Source organism: Ureibacillus yapensis, from assembly GCF_003515775.1.
GTDB lineage: Bacteria > Bacillota > Bacilli > Bacillales_A > Planococcaceae > Ureibacillus > Ureibacillus yapensis.
Map to the genome: position 1 here is coordinate 895,667 of NZ_QWEI01000001.1, position 18,018 is coordinate 913,684.

17 protein-coding genes, 1 riboswitch and 1 other annotated feature are annotated in these 18,018 nt (G+C 41.7%); of the genes, 10 read left to right on the forward strand and 7 right to left on the reverse strand.

Annotated features, from left to right (window positions below; all coding sequences use genetic code 11):
- Positions 1–137: 137 nt before the first annotated feature.
- From D1B33_RS04215 to ilvA, 4 genes are all read left to right on the forward strand, one after another.
- Complete coding sequence (locus D1B33_RS04215; RefSeq protein ID WP_118875068.1) at positions 138–488, forward strand: YojF family protein; 351 nt, start codon at positions 138–140, stop codon at positions 486–488.
- Positions 489–500: 12 nt separating this feature from the next.
- On the forward strand, positions 501–1,178 hold the full coding sequence (gene bshB2, locus D1B33_RS04220) for a bacillithiol biosynthesis deacetylase BshB2 (protein ID WP_118875069.1): 678 nt from the start codon (positions 501–503) through the stop codon (positions 1,176–1,178).
- A gap of 252 nt (positions 1,179–1,430) precedes the next feature.
- Positions 1,431–2,783, forward strand: coding sequence for a YjiH family protein (locus D1B33_RS04225; RefSeq protein WP_118875070.1), 1,353 nt, complete (start codon positions 1,431–1,433; stop codon positions 2,781–2,783).
- A gap of 225 nt (positions 2,784–3,008) precedes the next feature.
- Positions 3,009–4,271 (forward strand): threonine ammonia-lyase IlvA, encoded by a 1,263-nt coding sequence (gene ilvA / locus D1B33_RS04230; protein ID WP_118875071.1) that lies wholly within the window; start codon positions 3,009–3,011, stop codon positions 4,269–4,271.
- A 627-nt stretch (positions 4,272–4,898) separates the two neighbouring features.
- On the opposite strand, the gene D1B33_RS04235 is transcribed toward ilvA, so the two are convergent.
- From D1B33_RS04235 to D1B33_RS04250, 4 genes are all read right to left on the reverse strand, one after another.
- Positions 4,899–5,771 (reverse strand): nuclease-related domain-containing protein, encoded by an 873-nt coding sequence (locus tag D1B33_RS04235; protein ID WP_118875072.1) that lies wholly within the window; start codon positions 5,769–5,771, stop codon positions 4,899–4,901.
- A 131-nt stretch (positions 5,772–5,902) separates the two neighbouring features.
- Complete coding sequence (locus D1B33_RS04240; RefSeq protein ID WP_118875073.1) at positions 5,903–6,697, reverse strand: ABC transporter ATP-binding protein; 795 nt, start codon at positions 6,695–6,697, stop codon at positions 5,903–5,905.
- Positions 6,690–7,724 (reverse strand): ABC transporter permease, encoded by a 1,035-nt coding sequence (locus D1B33_RS04245; RefSeq protein WP_118875074.1) that lies wholly within the window; start codon positions 7,722–7,724, stop codon positions 6,690–6,692. Before D1B33_RS04245 ends, D1B33_RS04240 begins: the two co-directional genes overlap by 8 nt.
- A 29-nt stretch (positions 7,725–7,753) precedes the next feature.
- Positions 7,754–8,761, reverse strand: a complete 1,008-nt coding sequence (locus tag D1B33_RS04250; RefSeq protein ID WP_118875075.1) for an ABC transporter substrate-binding protein — start codon at positions 8,759–8,761, stop codon at positions 7,754–7,756.
- A 370-nt stretch (positions 8,762–9,131) separates the two neighbouring features.
- A riboswitch (PreQ1 riboswitch) is annotated at positions 9,132–9,176 on the forward strand.
- Between the two features lie 8 nt (positions 9,177–9,184).
- Between D1B33_RS04250 and D1B33_RS04255 the strand changes: the two genes are divergently transcribed.
- The 6 genes from D1B33_RS04255 (at position 9,185) to trpA (ending at position 14,698) form a co-directional block, all read left to right on the forward strand.
- Positions 9,185–9,667 (forward strand): QueT transporter family protein, encoded by a 483-nt coding sequence (locus D1B33_RS04255; RefSeq protein ID WP_118875076.1) that lies wholly within the window; start codon positions 9,185–9,187, stop codon positions 9,665–9,667.
- Positions 9,668–9,888: 221 nt separating this feature from the next.
- Positions 9,889–10,120 (forward strand) — a binding site (T-box leader).
- Positions 10,121–10,229: 109 nt separating this feature from the next.
- On the forward strand, positions 10,230–11,267 hold the full coding sequence (gene trpD / locus D1B33_RS04260; protein ID WP_118875077.1) for an anthranilate phosphoribosyltransferase: 1,038 nt from the start codon (positions 10,230–10,232) through the stop codon (positions 11,265–11,267).
- Entirely contained in the window at positions 11,264–12,061 is a 798-nt protein-coding gene (trpC, locus tag D1B33_RS04265) for an indole-3-glycerol phosphate synthase TrpC (RefSeq protein WP_118875078.1), read from the forward strand. Before trpD ends, trpC begins: the two co-directional genes overlap by 4 nt.
- 1 nt (position 12,062) lies before the next feature.
- A complete protein-coding gene (locus D1B33_RS04270) occupies positions 12,063–12,692 on the forward strand; it encodes a phosphoribosylanthranilate isomerase (protein ID WP_118875079.1) in 630 nt (209 codons plus the stop codon).
- Positions 12,693–12,731: 39 nt separating this feature from the next.
- Positions 12,732–13,922, forward strand: a complete 1,191-nt coding sequence (trpB, locus tag D1B33_RS04275; RefSeq protein WP_118875080.1) for a tryptophan synthase subunit beta — start codon at positions 12,732–12,734, stop codon at positions 13,920–13,922.
- Positions 13,919–14,698, forward strand: a complete 780-nt coding sequence (trpA, locus tag D1B33_RS04280) for a tryptophan synthase subunit alpha (protein WP_118875081.1) — start codon at positions 13,919–13,921, stop codon at positions 14,696–14,698. The genes trpB and trpA overlap by 4 nt, the downstream gene beginning before the upstream one ends.
- A 641-nt stretch (positions 14,699–15,339) precedes the next feature.
- Here trpA and D1B33_RS04285 read toward each other — a convergent pair.
- The 3 genes from D1B33_RS04285 to D1B33_RS04295 form a co-directional block, all read right to left on the reverse strand.
- A complete protein-coding gene (locus D1B33_RS04285; protein WP_118875082.1) occupies positions 15,340–16,287 on the reverse strand; it encodes an L-threonine 3-dehydrogenase in 948 nt (315 codons plus the stop codon).
- A gap of 413 nt (positions 16,288–16,700) precedes the next feature.
- Positions 16,701–17,255 carry an integrase gene (locus tag D1B33_RS04290; protein ID WP_118875083.1) on the reverse strand — a complete coding sequence of 185 codons (555 nt, stop codon included), beginning with the start codon at positions 17,253–17,255 and terminating at the stop codon, positions 16,701–16,703.
- A 287-nt stretch (positions 17,256–17,542) separates the two neighbouring features.
- Positions 17,543–17,986, reverse strand: a complete 444-nt coding sequence (locus D1B33_RS04295) for a general stress protein (RefSeq protein WP_118875084.1) — start codon at positions 17,984–17,986, stop codon at positions 17,543–17,545.
- Between the last annotated feature and the right edge of the window lie 32 nt (positions 17,987–18,018).

An 18,018-nucleotide genomic window follows, 5' to 3' on the forward strand; every position in this document is an offset into this window, starting at 1 on the left:
TGGCACATGCGCCAGGTATTTTTCTTTTGCTCTGCAATGATTCCCAATTTTCAGAAATTAACGAGTGCTAAGCGCTTTCTTTCAGTTGCTACTTTTACTATAATTAGTAAGAAGATGAATGCGAAAGGAGAATTAAGATGAAAGAAGTAAAAATTGACGAGCTCCAAGAGTTGCTTAATTCTTTTGTGAACAAAGACGTCTATATTCATCTAGAAACAACCAATGGTGCTTATGCCACACATTTTGATGAGAATATGTTTAATGCCGGAGCTTTTATTCGAAATGCCAAAATCCGCTTTGAATTGGCGAAAATCATTGATGATCTCCCACATCGCGTTGGACTGAAAATGAATCACGGTTGGGTGTACGCACAAGGAATTACTCATTTTGAGTTGGATGAAAAAGGCCGTTTGTTAATGGCTGGATTAGACTTTACAGGGAAACTTGCTGTTGCACTGCAAATTAGTGAAACACCATTTTCTTACTAAGGAGTGTTGAGAATGACTTTACAACCACAGCGTCATATTTTAGTTGTCTTTCCTCATCCAGACGACGAAGCTTTTTCTTCTGCAGGAACCATCCGACTTTACCGCAACATGGGCGTCCCTGTTACATATGCTTGCCTGACATTGGGAGAAATGGGTCGTAATCTTGGAAATCCTCCGTTCGCCACTCGTGAATCTTTGCCCCAAATTCGCCGCCAAGAATTAATTGATGCCTGTGCAGCTATGGGAATTGAAGATTTGCGCATGATGGGCCTGCGCGATAAAACAGTGGAATTTGAAGATGATGAAAAAATGGTGAAATTGGTGGGAGATTTAATCTCGGAATTAAACCCTTCCCTCGTTATTACATTCTATCCAGGGTATGCCGTTCATCCGGATCATGAGGCTACTGGCCGCGCCGTGATCGAGGCCGTACGCCGCATGGAAAAAAGTGTGCGCCCTGCTGTTTACGCTGTCGGTTTTGCGAATAACACGGTAGCGGAAATCGGAGAACCCCAGATTGAAATCGATGTTAGCAGCGTAAAACTCGATAAAGTGAAAGCATTGCAAGCCCACGCATCCCAAACGGCATGGATGATTGAAGAAAATTCGAAACGTGTGGATGAAGGGCAGCCGATGAGCGATAGTTGGCTGCATTATGAACGGTTTTATTTGTATCAAATTGAAGATTAATGTTCACACTTTAGGGGAAGGTAGATATTACCTCCCCCTTTTCCATTCATTTTATTTAATAATTATGCATCGACTTTTATGCGAATTACGTACATATTAAAATTAATAAACCCTTTTATTCCCTCATTATTCATTTTTCATTCACCGCTTGATTTCAGAATTGCGGAACTTTAAGACAACATATTTACATATGCATATACTCCCTTTATAGTGTATAAATATTCAAATATCATATTAGAAGAGGGAAACAACATGACAAAAAAATTCACTTCATATACATGGTTTCTTTTTATCTTTCTTTCCTTAATTGGCATTTTCTTATTCATTACGCCAGTGAACACGGAAGAAGGCTTGAAAGTACCGATTGCCATTTTGGCTAATACACTTTCCGCGAATGTAACAGGTTTTATTCACTGGTTTGCCTATATTGTCTTCATTATTGCTGCTGTTGGTGCAGTGATTATGCAATTCATTCCTGAGAAAAAAGAAAGAACCTTGATTGATTCGTTATTCCGTGTTAATTGGTTCTGGACCGTTATGCGTATTTTGGCTGTAATTTTTGCGACAATGTACTTATTCCAAATCGGACCGGAAATGTTTACAAGCGATAATACTGCTGGTTTGTTAATTACTCCAGACGGCGGTCTGGTAACGATGATGTTCTCATTATTCTTCTTTGCCGGTTTATTTCTGCCGTTATTAACCGATTTCGGTCTTCTTGAATTCTTTGGTTCAATGATGGTAAAAATTATGCGTCCATTATTTAAAATTCCCGGACGTTCCGCAATCGATTGTTTAGCTTCTTTTGTCGGAGATGGAACAATTGGGGTTTTATTGACAAGCAAGCAATACGAGGAAGGCAATTACACGGCCCGAGAAGCAGCTGCAATTGCTACCACTTTCTCCGTTGTATCCATTACTTTCTGCTTTGTTGTACTCGATACAGTCAACTTAAACAACTATTTCTTGCAATTTTATGGTTCCGTCATTGTAGTTTCCTTAATTTTGGCCTTCATCATGCCACGCATTTACCCATTGCGCGGCAAGCCTGATACAAATTTTGACGGCTCCACTCCAAAGGAAGGAAACGAAGAAGTTCCTGAAGGATTAAATGCCTTCTCATTCGGCTTAAATAATGCACTAACCAAAGCGGATGAAAATAAAAACTTGGGCAAGGTACTAGGATTTGGTTTCAAAAATGTATTGGAAATGTGGTTTGCCATTACCCCAATAATTATGGCATTCGGGACAATCGCTTTAATCCTTGCCGAGTATACGAGCTTCTTTAAAATTTTGGGAATGCCATTTGAGCCGATTTTGGCCGCGTTGCAAATCCCATTTGCCGATGAAGCAGCTCAAACGATGATTGTTGGTTTTGCCGATATGCTACTGCCATCTATTCTAGGCGCTGGGATTGAGTCCGAAATGACGCGTTTCTTCATTGCAACCGTTTCGGTTACTCAGTTAATTTACATGTCGGAAGTTGGCGGATTGATCTTGGGAACAAAACTGCCGCTGAACATCTGGAATTTGTTTACCATCTTCTTGATTCGTACACTTATTTCGATTCCGATTGTTGCCGGAATCGCCCATCTACTATTTTAAATTTTTTCAGGACTGGCTGTCGCCGGTCCTTTTTTTTCTCCTTAGAGTGATAATTTTTTGAATTCAAAAATAATTCGTAAAAAGCATCGTTATTTGTGTTAAAATGAGACATGATTTAATTTGCGGGGAGACTGGTATCAGTTTTTATCGCAAAAGAAAAGACATCGATTTTCGTCATTAACGGCGATTAATCTTGTTTTTCTAAAATTGGAGGTTTATAAAACGATGGAAGTTGCTAATTCAAAAAGTATTGCAGTGGAAAACGTATTAATCGCTCATCATCACCTAAAAGATGTCGTTTTACATACTCCACTTCAAAAAAATGAATATTTATCGGAAAAGTACGGCGCCAATATTTACATTAAACGTGAAGATCTGCAGCACGTGCGCTCATTCAAGCTACGCGGTGCCTACTATAAAATCAAAAAAATTGAAGCAGAAGCCCGCAAAAGCGGCGTAGTTTGCGCCAGTGCCGGAAACCATGCGCAAGGTGTGGCATTTGCTTGTGCACACTTGAACATTAAAGGCCGTATTTTCATGCCTTTAACAACGCCTAAGCAAAAAATCGACCAAGTCCGCATGTTTGGCCGCAATAATGTTGAGATTATTTTGGAAGGCGATACGTTCGATAACTCAGCTGCCGCAGCACAAGATTATTGCGAAGAGCATAATATGATTTTCATTCATCCGTTTGATGATCTGGATGTGATCGCTGGGCAAGGTACGGTGGCAGTCGAAGTTCTTAACGATATTGAAGAGCCTCTTGACTACATATTCGGCGGAATTGGCGGCGGCGGTTTAATGGCCGGTATTTCGTCATACATCAAAAACATTTCTCCTAACACCAAGGTAATTGGCGTTGAACCAACTGGCGCAGCTAGCATGAAGGCGGCATTTGATCATGGCAGTCCGATACCTCTAAAGAAAATCGATAAATTCTGTGATGGCACTGCTGTTCAATGCGTTGGCCAACAAACTTATGAAATCTGCCGAAAGTATTTAGACGATATCGTGGTTGTACCTGAAGGAAAAGCAAGTACAACGATTTTAGACTTATACAATAAACATGCCATCGTCGCTGAACCATCCGGTGCTCTTCCTGTTTCAGCATTGGATTATTATGCCGATGAAATCAAGGGGAAATCGGTTGTAACGGTAATTACCGGCGGAAACAATGATATTAGCCGAATGCAGGAAATTCGAGAAAAGTCGTTATTGTTTGAAGGATTGCTTTACTACTTCATCGTAGACTTCCCTCAACGCGCTGGGGCATTACGCCAATTCTTAACGGTAGTGCTCGGTCCAAACGATGATATCACAACGTTTGAATATACAAAGAAAAACAACAAAGAAAGCGGCCCTGCCCTGGTCGGCATCGAAGTCAGCCACCCAGAGGACTATCAAGGCCTCATCGATCGCATGCAAGTCAACGGCTTCGAATTCACCGAAGTCAATAAAGACAGCCAACTGTTCGGTTTGTTGGTTTAGTAGTGGTGAGCACCCGAATTGGTTTCGGGTGCTTTTTTTGTTTGTTTTGTGAATTTCCGTGCGAGTTTCTCAGCTTTACGTGCGTTTTTCTACTCCTTTCGTGCGGTTTCCACCACTTTATGGGCGTTCGCCTTTCTTACGTGCGAATTGCTCACCTTTACGTGCGTTTTTGTCCTTCTTTCGTGCGATTTCCACCTCTTTATGTGCGTTGACCTTTCTTACGTGCGAATTGCTCACCTTTACGTGCGCTTATCTACTCCTTTCTTGCGGTTTCCACCGCTTTATGTGCGTTTGCCTTTCTTACGTGCGAATTGCTCACATTTACGTGCGTTTTTGTCCTTCTTTCGTGCGATTTCCACCTCTTTATGTGCGTTGACCTTTCTTACGTGCGAATTGCTCACATTTACGTGCGCTTTTCTACTCCTTTCGTGCAGTTTCCACCACTTTATGTCCGTTCGCCTTTCTTACGTGCGAATTGCTCACATTTACGTGCGGTTTCCACTGCTTTATGTGCTTTCTCCTTTTCTTCATAGGTTTGCTATCTCTTCTACATGTAATCTGGTATCCTATATTTTCTATTTCGATAATTGCCTTGGTATTCCCAATTTAATCCCTTTAATAACCGCACTACTGCATTCTTGAGTCAATGTTCAAATAATCCCTCAACTCTCTATTCGTAATCCACTCGTTACACAAGTATCGATAATCCAACAATGCTTGCAGGTGCGCTTCATTACTCTTAAAAGAACACTTTGGACATATAAATCTTCCATGTTCAAATACCATTACACTTTTGTACTCGCATTTTTCACACAGCACACCCCTCCGTAATTTACTGAAGTCTATTTTGGGCTTCCAACTTTTTGGAGAGTGCCTCTTCATTAAATCCTTCATTACATAATTTAATTGCAGCGCAGTAATTTGCTTTTCTTTGTATTTGCCAAGCAATCTACTCACCTCAGCATGCAAACCGCTTGCATGGAAAATAGAAACTTCTCTTGGAACAGATCCAATAATTGTTGAATCACTAACAATCACGATTGCATATTCGATTGGTATGGATATTCCTATTTCTCGCATTAAGCCATTAACAAAATGGGCGTGTCTTTTTATTTGGTTGACCGGATTTCGAAAGGACTCTATTGTGCCTTCCTGTTTTGTACGAATCATTTGATGCTTCGATTCATCAATATCGATGCGGCCGCCAATGTTTTTTATTTCAAGCAGCCAAATAAAATGGGGTGTTAACAGAAGTGTGTCGATTTGGTGTGAGTTTCCGGCCTGGTTGATCGGTTCGAGGCTGTGGAATAAAAAATGAGGCGATGGCATCTCTATTTCTTTCCATAATTGATTGGTATACCTTTCACCTTCGTAGCCTTTCTTCTGGGAAAAATACATTTCCTTATAATAGTCGTATTCTCGGTCACTTTCAGGTAATCTGCGCATCAAGGCTTCCAGACTAAGTAATTTACCAGACTTCCGCCTTTTAAGAATTTCCATCCACTCTATCCCTCCTTCCCTCTCATGGTGCAAATTCACCAAATAATCCGACCGTGCCAAATTCCACTTTTCATACACAAAAAAAGAAGAAACCCGACTTTTCAATCGAGTTTCTTCTCCAAAGATTTATTTTACCCCAGCAACGCCCGGTCGCTGTTCATTTTTTCGCCGCGGATTTTTTCGAACTCTGACATTAAATCCGGGATGGTTAACGTTGGTTTTTTCGTTTCATCAATCGATAAAATGATTTGCCCTTTATCCATCATGATCAAGCGATTGCCCAGGTCAATGGCTTGCTGCATGTTGTGTGTGACCATCAGCGTCGTTAAGTTGCCCTCTTCTACCAGCTGCTTTGTTAACCTAGTGATCAGCTCTGCCCGAGATGGGTCAAGAGCAGCTGTGTGTTCATCCAACAGGAGAATGGCTGGTTTTGTGAAGGTTGCCATCAATAACGACAGCGCTTGACGCTCCCCACCTGAAAGCATGCCCACTTTCGCATTGAAGCGGTTTTCCAATCCTAGCCCCAATTTCTCCAATGAAGATCGGAAGAAATCGCGTCGTCCTCTGCTTACCCCCTTGCGCAAACCGCGCTTTGCATTGCGGGAATATGCAATGGCCAAATTCTCCTCAATCGTCATGGATGGTGCAGTTCCGGCCATTGGATCCTGGAAAACACGGCCAATGAAATGGGACCGTTTGTATTCGGCAAGTTTTGTTACCTCTTTGCCTTCTATTGTAACAGCGCCGAAATCAGGTGTCAGTGCACCGGAAATCATATTCATCATCGTTGATTTCCCTGCACCGTTACTTCCGATGACTGTTACAAAATCGCCGGGTGCCAAATGGAGATTGATATTATCCAACGCAATCTTCTCATCCGGCGTACCTTCATTGAAAATTTTATTAATGCCCTCTAATTTAAGCAAGGTGATTCCCTCCTTGCGTTAATTCTCGATGTTGGTCAAGACGTTCCAAACGTCTCTTTTCCTTGCGTTTTTTCTCACGCCGTTTGTCGACCATTTGTGGAATAACCAATGCCAAAATAACGATGACTGCTGTGATCAACTTCATATCCGATGTGTCAAGCCAGTCAATGCGCAGTGCGATTGCATAGATAATACGATAAATGATTGCCCCTGCAATCACTGCCAATGTTGTACGGAAAATCGTTTTTGTACCAAAGATTGCTTCCCCGATAATAACCGAGGCAAGACCAATGACAATCATTCCAATCCCCATATTGGCATCGGCAAATTTCGAATATTGAGCGATTAAAGCTCCAGAAAATGCAACCAATGCATTTGAAAGACCCAACCCTAATACAATTAAGCCATCCGTATTTGCCGAGAAGCTACGGATCATTCGTTTATTGTCGCCTGTTGCACGAATTGCAAGGCCCACTTCCGTTTTTAAGAACCAATCTGCAATAATCTTGATGATGAGTGTAATGATTAACACTACTAATATGGTACCCCAAGTTTGTGGAGCGGTTTGAAAGCCCAACGTATTTTTAATAAAATTCGTCAGCGCATCATCAACACCTAAATTGCTCCAGAAACTTTGAAACTGTGAAAAAATCGTTTCAGTATTCATCAGTGGAATATTTGGTTTTACAATTGCATTTTCTGCAGATAACCCCATAATGCGAAGATTGATGGAATATAATGCAATCATCATTAAAATCCCCGATAATAGTGGATTTATTTTCCCTTTTGTGTGTAAAAGCCCCGTCATACATCCTGCAATAAATCCAGCAACAATTGCCATCATTGTAGCCAGTATCGGATGGTAGCCCATTGCAATCATCGTCGCTGCAGTGGCTGCCCCCGTTACAAAGCTTCCATCAACCGTTAAATCCGGAAAATCCAACACTCGGAATGTCAAATACACTCCGAGCGCCATAATTGCATAGATGATTCCTTGCTCAACCGAACCGAACAATGCTGCAAACATGATGAATCATCTCCTAAATCACTTCTAATTTATTCGTGAACTTCTGCGTTCCAAGACTCTTTAATCTCAAGACCTAGAGTGTCGGCAGCGCCTTTATTGATCAACAATTTTAAGTTTGCCGGGTAAGCAGCTGGGATTTCGGAAGGTGTTCCTTCTCCCTTCAGGATTTTCACTGCCATTTGGCCAGCTTCATAACCGATATCATAATACTCAAAACCGTAAGCGCCCAATCCGCCGCGTTTAACAGAATCCAACTCTCCTACCATTAATGGAAGTTCGTTGGCATTTGCTACTTCAATTACAGATTCTAATGCCGATACAACCGTATTATCCGTAATAATATATAAAGAATCCACTTGGCCAACCAATGATTCTGTTGCCTGTTTTACTTCCGCCGACGTAGAAACTGCCGCTTCCACTAACTCAAGACCGGCTTCTTCCGCCAATTTCTTTACTTGCTGCACTTGGGCAACAGAGTTTTGCTCGCCCGTGTTATATACGGTACCAACTTTTTTCGCACCTAATTCATCTTTTAAAAATTTCACCGTGTTGGCGATAGTATCCGGGTGCAAGTCAACTGTTCCCGTCACATTGCCGCCTGGCGCTTCCATGGAATCAATCAACTCCGCTCCTACTGCATCTGTTACAGAAGTGAAAATAATTGGAATATCCGATGTTGCTCCTTTTACTGCTTGGGCGGATGGAGTTGAATTGGCAAAAATCAAATCGACGCCTTCATTCACCAAGTTTTGTGCGATTGTTGTATTCATGCTTTGATCATTCTGTGCATTTTCTTCAACAAATTCCACTTCCAAACCAGCATCCGTTAATGCTGTTTTAAATCCATCTGTTGCCGCATCCAATGATGGATGCTCAACGATTTGCGTGATTCCTACTTTAAAAGTTGTTCCTTCCTGTGCTGCATCCGAACCTTTATCTTCTGTTTGATCTGTGGATGTTTCTCCACCGCCGCAAGCAGCTAATAACAAGCTCATTCCCAACAGCAAGAATGGAAGTTTCTTAGTACTGTTTTTCATTGTTTTTCCCCCTATTGTTCTCTCTGCTACCAAGACTCAAATTATGAATTCTACTAATCTATTTTTACTATTCGAAAAATTTGAGTTTGTCGATTATATTACACGGCGCTTTCTTGATAGTCAACAACATTTGGAATGTTCAGAAATCGTCAAAAATAAATTATAAACTTCAGGAAAGTAATTTGTCGCTTTAAACCGCTAAAGTAAAGGCTTTTTAGAGAAATTTAATTATATTGATATTTCAACTTAATTGTGAACACTTTTCGACATATATTTCTGCTGCATAAAAGGTAAGTATTTATTCCCTTTTCTCTTTTAATAGAAATTTGACATGACTAGCAATTTATAATAATATAATTTTCTGTGTTCATTTACCGTGGTTCGAAACCCTCCCACGAAAAAAAACTAAGGAGTTATGTATATATGAAAGTAAAATTTATGGCAACAACGGCGATTATTGCTGCTCTTTATATAGCTGTAACAATGTTAGTTGCACCATTTGGATTCACGCAAATTCAATTCCGCGTTTCCGAGATGTTTAATCATCTGGTTGCATTCAATCCTCGCTATATGCTGGGAATCGTAATTGGGGTATTTATTGCCAACCTTTACTCGCCGCTTGGTCCTTATGATCTTGTGTTTGGCGTCGGCCATTCCATCATCACGCTTGCAATCTTTATTATGATTTGCAAATTCGTGAAAAACATTTGGCTGCGCTTAATCATCAATACTTTTTTATTCACGTTTACTATGTTCATCATCGCGTTTGAATTGAACCTGGCATTGGAACTTCCATTTTTATGGACGTGGCTGACATGCGCTGTTGGTGAATTTGTTGTATTGGCAGTTGGGATACCGATTATGCAACTGTTGAATAAGCGATTAAATTTCAAAGATCTAATCTAATCTTTTCAAACCGAGAGCTTTTTAATGCTTCTCGGTTTTTTTATATAAAATAGGTAGAAACATTGATTGCAGTCTCTCCTCTCTTTTAATTTTTCTGAATTCATTGACAAGATTAAAAATTACGTCTATAATTCTACTTAACTAATTGTTCGGATACGGTAGCAGGTTGCGGGAGCGCGACCACCGTTTGAGCAAAGCAGAGTTTAGATGAGTATAGCTGAGACAAATTGATGAATAAGAAGAGTAGCGGTTTTAGTCGCTTAAGAGAGCTAGTGGTTGGTGGAAACTAGTGCTTCTTGACCGTGAATGGGCCTTATGAGAGCAACTGGCGTGAGTTGGTTGACGTTTTTCCTACGTTACAAGGAAGTGTTTTCACCCTCAAGTGAAACACGCCAAGGTGGAAGTATGCATTACTTCAACAGAGGTGGCAACGCGGTATTAATCGTCCTCTACAAAGGGATTTTCCTTTTGTAGGGGATTTTTTTATTGCCTCCTTCCATAGAATACTTCTTCAAACGAAGTTAATCTAACCTGCTAATAACAAATTTCAGGAGGATAAAAAATGCCAATTCAAACTTTTGCAAATCGTGTTAGTAAAAACGAAAATCTGACTTATGAACAAATGCTTCAAGCATCGGAATTAATGTTTAATGACGAGACACCCAAAGATGAAATAGCTGATTTTTTAATCGCATTAAAACTTAAAGGTGAAACGGCCGAAGAAGTTGCAGCCCTTGCCACGGTGATGAAATCTTATGCATTGCCGCTGGATCTGCCAGAGGGCAATTACCTTGATAACTGCGGCACTGGCGGGGATGGTTTGAAAACCTTCAACATCAGCACCACATCCGCCTTTGTGTTGGCTGCAAACGGCGTATCGGTTGTAAAACATGGAAATCGCAAAATTTCGAGCGCTTCCGGCAGCTCGGATGTATTGCAAGCACTTGGCATTCATACGAATTTCACGATTTCCGATTCAATCGAGTTGTTCAATCAGGAAGGCATTACTTTCCTGTATGCACCGAATGTTCACCCTAAATTGAAACGTATCGGTGAAGTGCGCCGCTCGATCGGAAAACCAACGATCTTTAATATGGTCGGTCCATTAACAAACCCGGCAAATTTAACAACGCAGCTTGTTGGCATTAATCGACCTGATTTTGTTCGTGATTATGCAGAGGTCCTTCATATTTTAGGTCGTAAACGGGCTGTTGTCGTTTCAGGGACACAGGGCATGGATGAAGCTTCCCTGGATCAGGAGAATACGCTTGCCCTGCTTGAAAATGGCGATATTCATTCTTTTACGGTTGATATGCAAACTCTAGGTTTAACCCCTGCCCCTATTACAGCATTGCGCGGTGGAAATCCAGATGAAAATGCCGTTATTTTAAGAGACTTGTTAAACGGAAAACACAGTGCCTATTTTGATGCGGTTTTATTAAACAGCAGTTTAGCCCTGTTTGCTTATGGGAAAGTAGAGTCTATTCAAGAAGGTGTAGACTTGGCAAGGGAGAGTATTTTGTCAGGAAAAGCATTAGCAAAACTAGAGGCTGTGATTCAGTACAGTCAAGACATATTAAAGGAGCGCACACTACAATGACGATTTTGCAAACGATCTTAGATTATAAAGAAACTTTGATTCCTACTCTTTTAAAAAATGAACCGAAATTTAAAGTCATCCAAAAATCCCGTCCTTCTCTTTACGAGGTGCTGCGAAAAGCGGATTCACTGCAGGTTATTTCGGAAATGAAACGTGCTTCGCCTTCAAAAGGGCTTATCAATGAAGGCGCCAATCCGATTGAGCAAGCGCGGAAATACGAAGCTGCCGGGGCTGCCTGCATTTCGGTTTTAACAGAAGATAAATATTTTAAAGGGTCATTTCAGGATTTGGCGGATATTGCAAATACAGTCGATATTCCGATTTTAAATAAAGATTTTATAATTCATGAAGTACAAATTGATTATGCCAAAGCAGCAGGTGCGTCCGTCATTCTTTTAATTGTCGCTGCCCTTTCCGATGAAAAGCTAAAAGCCTTTTACACGTATGCAAGCGTTTTGGGATTGGATGTTCTGGTCGAAGTGCATAACGAAGAAGAATTGGACCGTGCCCTTGCCATTCACCCCAAAATTATCGGCGTGAATAACCGTGATTTAAAAACTTTCAACTTGGATCTTGCGCAAACCGAAAGATTAGCAGCCAAAATCACGGCTTACGAAGATATTGCCTTTATTAGTGAAAGCGGGATTTGGAACCGGGAAGATGCCCTGCGTGTGGCAAATGCCGGTGCAAGCGGCATCTTGGTCGGAGAATCTTTAATGCGAAGCGGAAACGTGGAAACGGCGCTTCCAGCCTTGCAAGTTCCTCTATCTTCCCTTTTAAAGGAAGTGAATTAGTATGGCAAAAGTCAAAATCTGCGGACTAAAAGAAGAACAACATGTGCAAGCAGCTGTGGAGGCCGGAGCTGCTTGGCTTGGGTTCATGTTCGCACCGAGTAAAAGGCAAATTTCCATCGAACGCGCAAGTGAGCTTGCCAAATTAGTCCCCTCCCATGTTAAAAAAGTGGGTGTTTTCGTTAATCCAACAGCTCAGGAAGTTCAAGAGGCGGTCGAGACAGTTGGCCTTGATTATGTTCAATATCACGGCAATGAAGAAGCGGCGTTTATTAAACAATTAGGCTTCCCTTCCATCAAAGCTTTTTCAATTCGAAGCTATGAGGATGTGGAAAAAGCCAGCCATTATGATGTGGATTATTACCTGTTTGATGCACCCGGCACGCAATTCGCGGGCGGCAGCGGCCATGCTTTTGATTGGTCGTTATTGGAGCAGCTTTCCATCTCCAAAAGCAGAGTCATCTTGGCTGGTGGATTGAATAGCGGAAATGTCGCCCAGGCCATAGCTCAAGTGGAGCCCTATGGAGTGGATGTATCCAGTGGCGTGGAAAAGGACGGCAGCAAGAATAGCGAGTTGATTAGACAATTTATACATGCCGCAACATCTGCAGAAAACGTTGAAATAAGACATTGACCCCTTTATGCGAGAAGGCGGTTTGAGGAGTGAAAAAGGATGACGAACGAAGTAAAAGGACGTTTTGGCCGTTTTGGCGGTCAATTTGTGCCGGAGACATTAATGACAGCACTGCAAGAACTGGATGAAGCTTATGATCAATTAAATGAGGATTCTTCCTTTCAAGATGAACTTCGCTATTATCTTAAAAACTATGTAGGCCGCGAAACGCCGCTTTATTTTGCGGAACGTTTAACAAAAGAGTTCGGCGGTGCGAAAATTTATTTAAAACGCGAAGACCTAAACCATACAGGCGCCCATAAAATTAATAATGCCCTAGGCCAGGCCCTTCTTGCAAAACGGATGGGCAAAAAGAGAATCGTTGCGGAAACGGGAGCTGGCCAGCATGGTGTCGCTACAGCAACAGCTTGTGCCCTTTTGGACCTAGAATGCATCGTTTACATGGGTGCGGAAGATGTAAAACGTCAAGCATTGAACGTTTTCCGCATGGAGCTTCTTGGTACAAAAGTGGTCGCTGTCGATAAAGGCTCTGCTACATTAAAAGATGCCGTGAACGAGGCATTGCGCCATTGGGTGACAAATGTCGATGATACGCATTATATTCTGGGTTCTGCGATGGGTCCTCACCCATTCCCTACGATTGTTCGCGATTTCCAGCGCATCATTGGCGATGAAACAAAAGCTCAAATTTTAGAAGCAGAACAACGACTTCCCGACGCAGTCGTTGCTTGTATTGGTGGAGGCAGCAACTCAATCGGCATGTTCTATCCTTTTGTAGAAGACAAGGAGGTAGCATTGTACGGTGTTGAGGCTGCCGGCAAAGGAATCGAAACCGGCAAGCATGCCGCTGCTATAAACGGCGGGCAAACCGGCGTCCTTCACGGTGCGTATATGCATCTTTTACAAGATGAAAACGGCTTCGTTCAAGAAGCGCATTCGATTTCAGCCGGCCTTGACTACCCGGGAGTTGGCCCTGAGCATAGCTACCTTCACGATATCGGTCGCGCAACGTATGTTAGTGCTACAGACGAAGAAGCAATTGAAGGCGTAAAACTGCTTTGCCGTACGGAAGGAATTCTTCCCGCTCTGGAAAGTGCCCACGCCATTTCTTATGCTTCAAAGCTTGCCAAAACAATGACGCCGGATGAAATCATCGTGATTTGTTTATCCGGCCGCGGTGATAAAGATGTCCATACCATTTCGGAAGCACTTGGAGGTGACCTGGCATGAGTTTATTGAAAGATGCGATTTTATCCGTGACATCTCAAGGCGATAAAGCGTTTATCCCATATATTATGGCCGGAGATGGCGGATTGGAAAAATTAAAGCCGACCATTTTAAAGCTTCAGCAACTTGGCGTGACGGCAATTGAAGTGGGCATTCCTTTCACCGATCCCGTTGCGGACGGCCCAACGATTGAAAGAGCTGGCGAGCGCGCACTTGCAAATGGCACAACTTTGCGAAAAGTCGTCGAAACTTTAAATAGTTTTGCAGATGAAATTACTGTTCCGCTTGTTGCCATGACCTATCTTAATCCGATCTTGGCTTACGGAGTCGAATCATTTTCCGCTGAGGCAAAAGCAGCGGGCATTCGCGGCGTGATTGTCCCTGACATGCCTTTAGAGGAGCGCGAAATTATTCACCCTACTCTTTCCGATGCAGGCATTGACCTTGTCCAACTTGTTTCCCTGACAAGTACACCGGAACGGATGGAGCGTTTGACAAAAGCAAGTGAAGGATTTATTTATGCGGTTACGGTGAACGGCATTACCGGTGCACGCTCAAGCTTTGCAAATGAGCTTGAGGAACATTTCAAGAAAATTCAATCCTATACGGACACGCCTGTTTTAGCGGGATTCGGCATCTCTACTCCTGACCAAGTCAAAAACTTTGGCGCATTTTGCAGCGGCGTAATCGTCGGAAGCAAAATCGTGGATAGCCTAGTGAATGAAGACTGGACAACGATTGAGGAGTTAGTAGCTGCTGCAAAAACAGCGGTTGTTTGATAAGTGAATTGAGTGAAGCGAATTCATGCGCTTCCTTTTAAAAAAGCACAAAATCCCCCATTGGTTTGGGATTTTGTGCTTTTTACTTGCGGTTATTGTTGGAGTTGTTTGGAAACTTGGTTTTAGAACTTTGCTAATGGAGTGTTGCGCTTTGGATTTGCTGGAAACACCGACTTAGATGCTTTCTAATCGAGCGTTTTGATTCGGGCTCGCTGGAAACATTGCTTTAGAAGGCCGCTAATCGAGTGTTCTGATTGACACTTTCTAGAAACTCCACTTTAGATGCCTTCTAATCGAGTGCTTCGCTTCCCGTTTGCCTAAAACATTGCTTTAGCTGTTTGCCAATCGAGTGTTTTGATTCGGAATGCCTTCATAAACAGCTTTAGAAACCTTTTATTCAACCATTTTTACCAAATCTATTTCAAATCGGCGTTTAGACGCTCCCTATTCGACCGTTTTACCCAAAATCCATTTCAAACCGGCGTTTAGAAGCTCCCTATTCGACCGTTTTATCCAAATCCACTTCAAACAGGCGTTTAGACGCTCCCTATTCTACATCTTTTCCCACAACTCACTTCAAAGAAGCTTTTAACCGCTTTCTGTTCTGTTCGCCTGTTTTTCGGGCTACTCTCTTATCGCTTTTACGAAACCTTGCTTAATTTTCTTTTTAATTTCTCCAACATATCCATTGTCATTTTGTCTAAATCGTACGCTGCTTTAAAGCCCCATTCTTCCACGGCTGCCGAAGAGTCGATGGCGTTAGGCCAGCTGTCTGCAATGGCTTGGCGAGTTGGATCGACTTTATAGTCTATTTTAAAGCTTGGTATATGCTTTTGAATGGCTGCCGCAATCTGGGAAGGCTCAAAGCTCATCGCCGAAATGTTGAAAGCATTACGATGTTTCAGTTTCGCACTATCCGCTTCCATTAAATCAACGATGGCTTGCAGCGCATCGGGCATATACATCATATCCATATACGTACCTTCCGCAATATAGGAAGTATAACGGCCTTGTTCCACTGCTTTATAATAAATTTCCACTGCATAATCCGTTGTTCCGCCACCGGGAGGCGTTACATATGAAATTAAGCCCGGGAATCGAACACCGCGCGTATCCACGCCAAAACGCGTAAAATAATAGTCGCATAAAAGCTCTCCGGCTACTTTGTTCACACCATACATCGTGGTTGGCCGCTGCAGCGTATCCTGTGGCGTATTGTCCTTCGGTGTAGATGGCCCAAAAGCGCCAATCGAACTTGGCGTGAAAAATTGCAAATTTAATTCGCGGGCTACTTCGAGTGCGTTCATTAACCCACCCATATTCAAATTCCATGCAAATTGGGGGTTTTTCTCCGCAGTTGCCGAAAGTAGTGCCGCCATGTGAATCATTGTATCCGCCTCAAACTGCTTGGAAAGTTCAAACATTTTCTTTCCATCTGTCACATCCAACAGCTCAAATGGCCCACAAGTTTCTTCCGGCTTGCGGATATCTGTCGCCAATACGTTGTCCTCACCATATAAATTTCGCAATTTCACAATAAGCTCTGAACCAATTTGGCCTAAAGCACCTGTGACTATTATTTTTTTCATATTCGTCCCCTCCCTTGATGTTAAAAGGCCCCTTTTCCAAATATTATCTGCGCAAACAAATGTCCTCTCCAAAAATACATAAGAACATTGATAAGACAGCGTTTTAAGTGTTTTTCATTATACTTCGTTTTTTCTTAAAAGACAATACCAAAATTATACCCCTATGCATTCCGGCTCTTTCTAGCATATGCGACGTTTTAAATGTTGTTTTTATATACCCGATTATAAATGGCAAAAGCACTTTAACTGTCAGCTTGCTCCGACAATTAAAGTGCTTTACGAAAATTATTTTAATTTATTTATTAAATAGTGTTTAGCCTTATAAAAGAGGGGTATTCAAAAAGTGAAAGTTGAGTAAGTAGAATTTCTTCCTTTTCATTTCCCCAGCGTTTTGGGGTTCATAGTTTGGCAAATTATACGGGTTGCACGGTTCTTTCTTTTACTTGATTGTAAATCGCTAAATCTTCTGTATAGATACTTTGATATGTAGCCAAACTATGATTTTTTATAATTTCAAACGTTACTTCATCCACTAACCCAGCTTTGGCGTTTAGAATTTTCGCATTTCGCCAAGCGGTTTCCTCAAATACAATATTCATCTCATGCTCTTCAATAATAACGGCCAAAAGATGCTCGTTCGTATAAAGCTCGATATCGGAATGGTCGTTTTTCATTTCCATAATTTCCAGCGTCCGATCTAACGATTGCTCCAGAGCCTCACGATCGATTGCATGGCCCAATTCATGCATTGTTAATGCCTGCACATATTTTTCAAACGGGATGGCCGCTTCTATTTCTTTCCACGCTTCCACTAACCGCTTTGCATCAAATCCCACTTTGTCGGTAATAAAGTTATAACTCATATTGATTCCTGACTCTTCCATTATCAATTCATTGTTCAACCCGACTTTTTGAATTGTAGAAGAAATCAATTGATAAAGGTAATCCTCTGTATAGTGATTGTGCATCAGTTTCTCATTTCCCCTTTTTCTTTGGATGCCAAAAATCTCGTTGCTAAATTAACATCAAACGAGAATACTATATCTCATTTCAAAAGGAGTTTCAAGCAAGCTTGTTACCATTTTTTTCATTTATTTAATAAAATTTTAGGTGATATATAAAAATATTATTATAGAAGAAAAGAGAATATAGTAAAAAAGGGATATTCGAAGCTATAATCTAGCTCCGAATATCCCTTTTCCTGTGAGGTGAAACGAAATACTGGAAATCGTTCAACTTTTAGTTTATAAATAAATTACTTATTATTTTTTTTACGGCTGCGACTGCTGGCTTCGCCGCCTTTTCTGCCAGCTTCCTCGCGGCTCATTTTACGGTTGTTGTTATTGTTGTTGTTATTGTCATTGTCGTTGTTATTGCTTCGTGCTTCTCCGCCTTTACGGCCGATTTCTTCATAGAACTCTTCACCATGGTTATCTGCAGTAGTTTCTCCGCCTTTACGGCCAATTTCTTGATAGAATTCTTTGCCGTGAGTATCTGCAGTAGTTTCTCCGCCTTTGCGGCCGATTTCTTGATAGAATTCTTTGCCATGATTTTCTGAAGTAGTTTCCCCGCCCTTACGACCGATTTCTTCGTAGAATTCACGATCATGATTTTTGGAGGTAGCTTCTCCACCTAAGCGTCCCGCTTCTTGAACAGTCATTTTCTCATTATTGTTCTGATTGTTACGTTTGTTAGCCATTTTAAATTCCTCCTAAAAATTTTATTGCTTAT

Excerpts from the sequence above, each read along its gene's own strand:
- D1B33_RS04295 (WP_118875084.1), bottom strand. The coding sequence starts at position 17,986 with ATGGCTAACAAACGTAACAATCAGAACAATAATGAGAAAATGACTGTT.
- D1B33_RS04245 (WP_118875074.1), bottom strand. The coding sequence starts at position 7,724 with ATGTTTGCAGCATTGTTCGGTTCGGTTGAGCAAGGAATCATCTATGCA.
- bshB2 (WP_118875069.1), top strand. The coding sequence starts at position 501 with ATGACTTTACAACCACAGCGTCATATTTTAGTTGTCTTTCCTCATCCA.
- D1B33_RS04250 (WP_118875075.1), bottom strand. The coding sequence starts at position 8,761 with ATGAAAAACAGTACTAAGAAACTTCCATTCTTGCTGTTGGGAATGAGC.
- trpB (WP_118875080.1), top strand. The coding sequence starts at position 12,732 with ATGACGAACGAAGTAAAAGGACGTTTTGGCCGTTTTGGCGGTCAATTT.
- D1B33_RS04235 (WP_118875072.1), bottom strand. The coding sequence starts at position 5,771 with ATGGAAATTCTTAAAAGGCGGAAGTCTGGTAAATTACTTAGTCTGGAA.
- trpC (WP_118875078.1), top strand. The coding sequence starts at position 11,264 with ATGACGATTTTGCAAACGATCTTAGATTATAAAGAAACTTTGATTCCT.
- D1B33_RS04285 (WP_118875082.1), bottom strand. The coding sequence starts at position 16,287 with ATGAAAAAAATAATAGTCACAGGTGCTTTAGGCCAAATTGGTTCAGAG.
- trpA (WP_118875081.1), top strand. The coding sequence starts at position 13,919 with ATGAGTTTATTGAAAGATGCGATTTTATCCGTGACATCTCAAGGCGAT.
- D1B33_RS04270 (WP_118875079.1), top strand. The coding sequence starts at position 12,063 with ATGGCAAAAGTCAAAATCTGCGGACTAAAAGAAGAACAACATGTGCAA.
- ilvA (WP_118875071.1), top strand. The coding sequence starts at position 3,009 with ATGGAAGTTGCTAATTCAAAAAGTATTGCAGTGGAAAACGTATTAATC.
- D1B33_RS04255 (WP_118875076.1), top strand. The coding sequence starts at position 9,185 with ATGAAAGTAAAATTTATGGCAACAACGGCGATTATTGCTGCTCTTTAT.
- trpD (WP_118875077.1), top strand. The coding sequence starts at position 10,230 with ATGCCAATTCAAACTTTTGCAAATCGTGTTAGTAAAAACGAAAATCTG.
- D1B33_RS04225 (WP_118875070.1), top strand. The coding sequence starts at position 1,431 with ATGACAAAAAAATTCACTTCATATACATGGTTTCTTTTTATCTTTCTT.
- D1B33_RS04215 (WP_118875068.1), top strand. The coding sequence starts at position 138 with ATGAAAGAAGTAAAAATTGACGAGCTCCAAGAGTTGCTTAATTCTTTT.
- D1B33_RS04290 (WP_118875083.1), bottom strand. The coding sequence starts at position 17,255 with ATGCACAATCACTATACAGAGGATTACCTTTATCAATTGATTTCTTCT.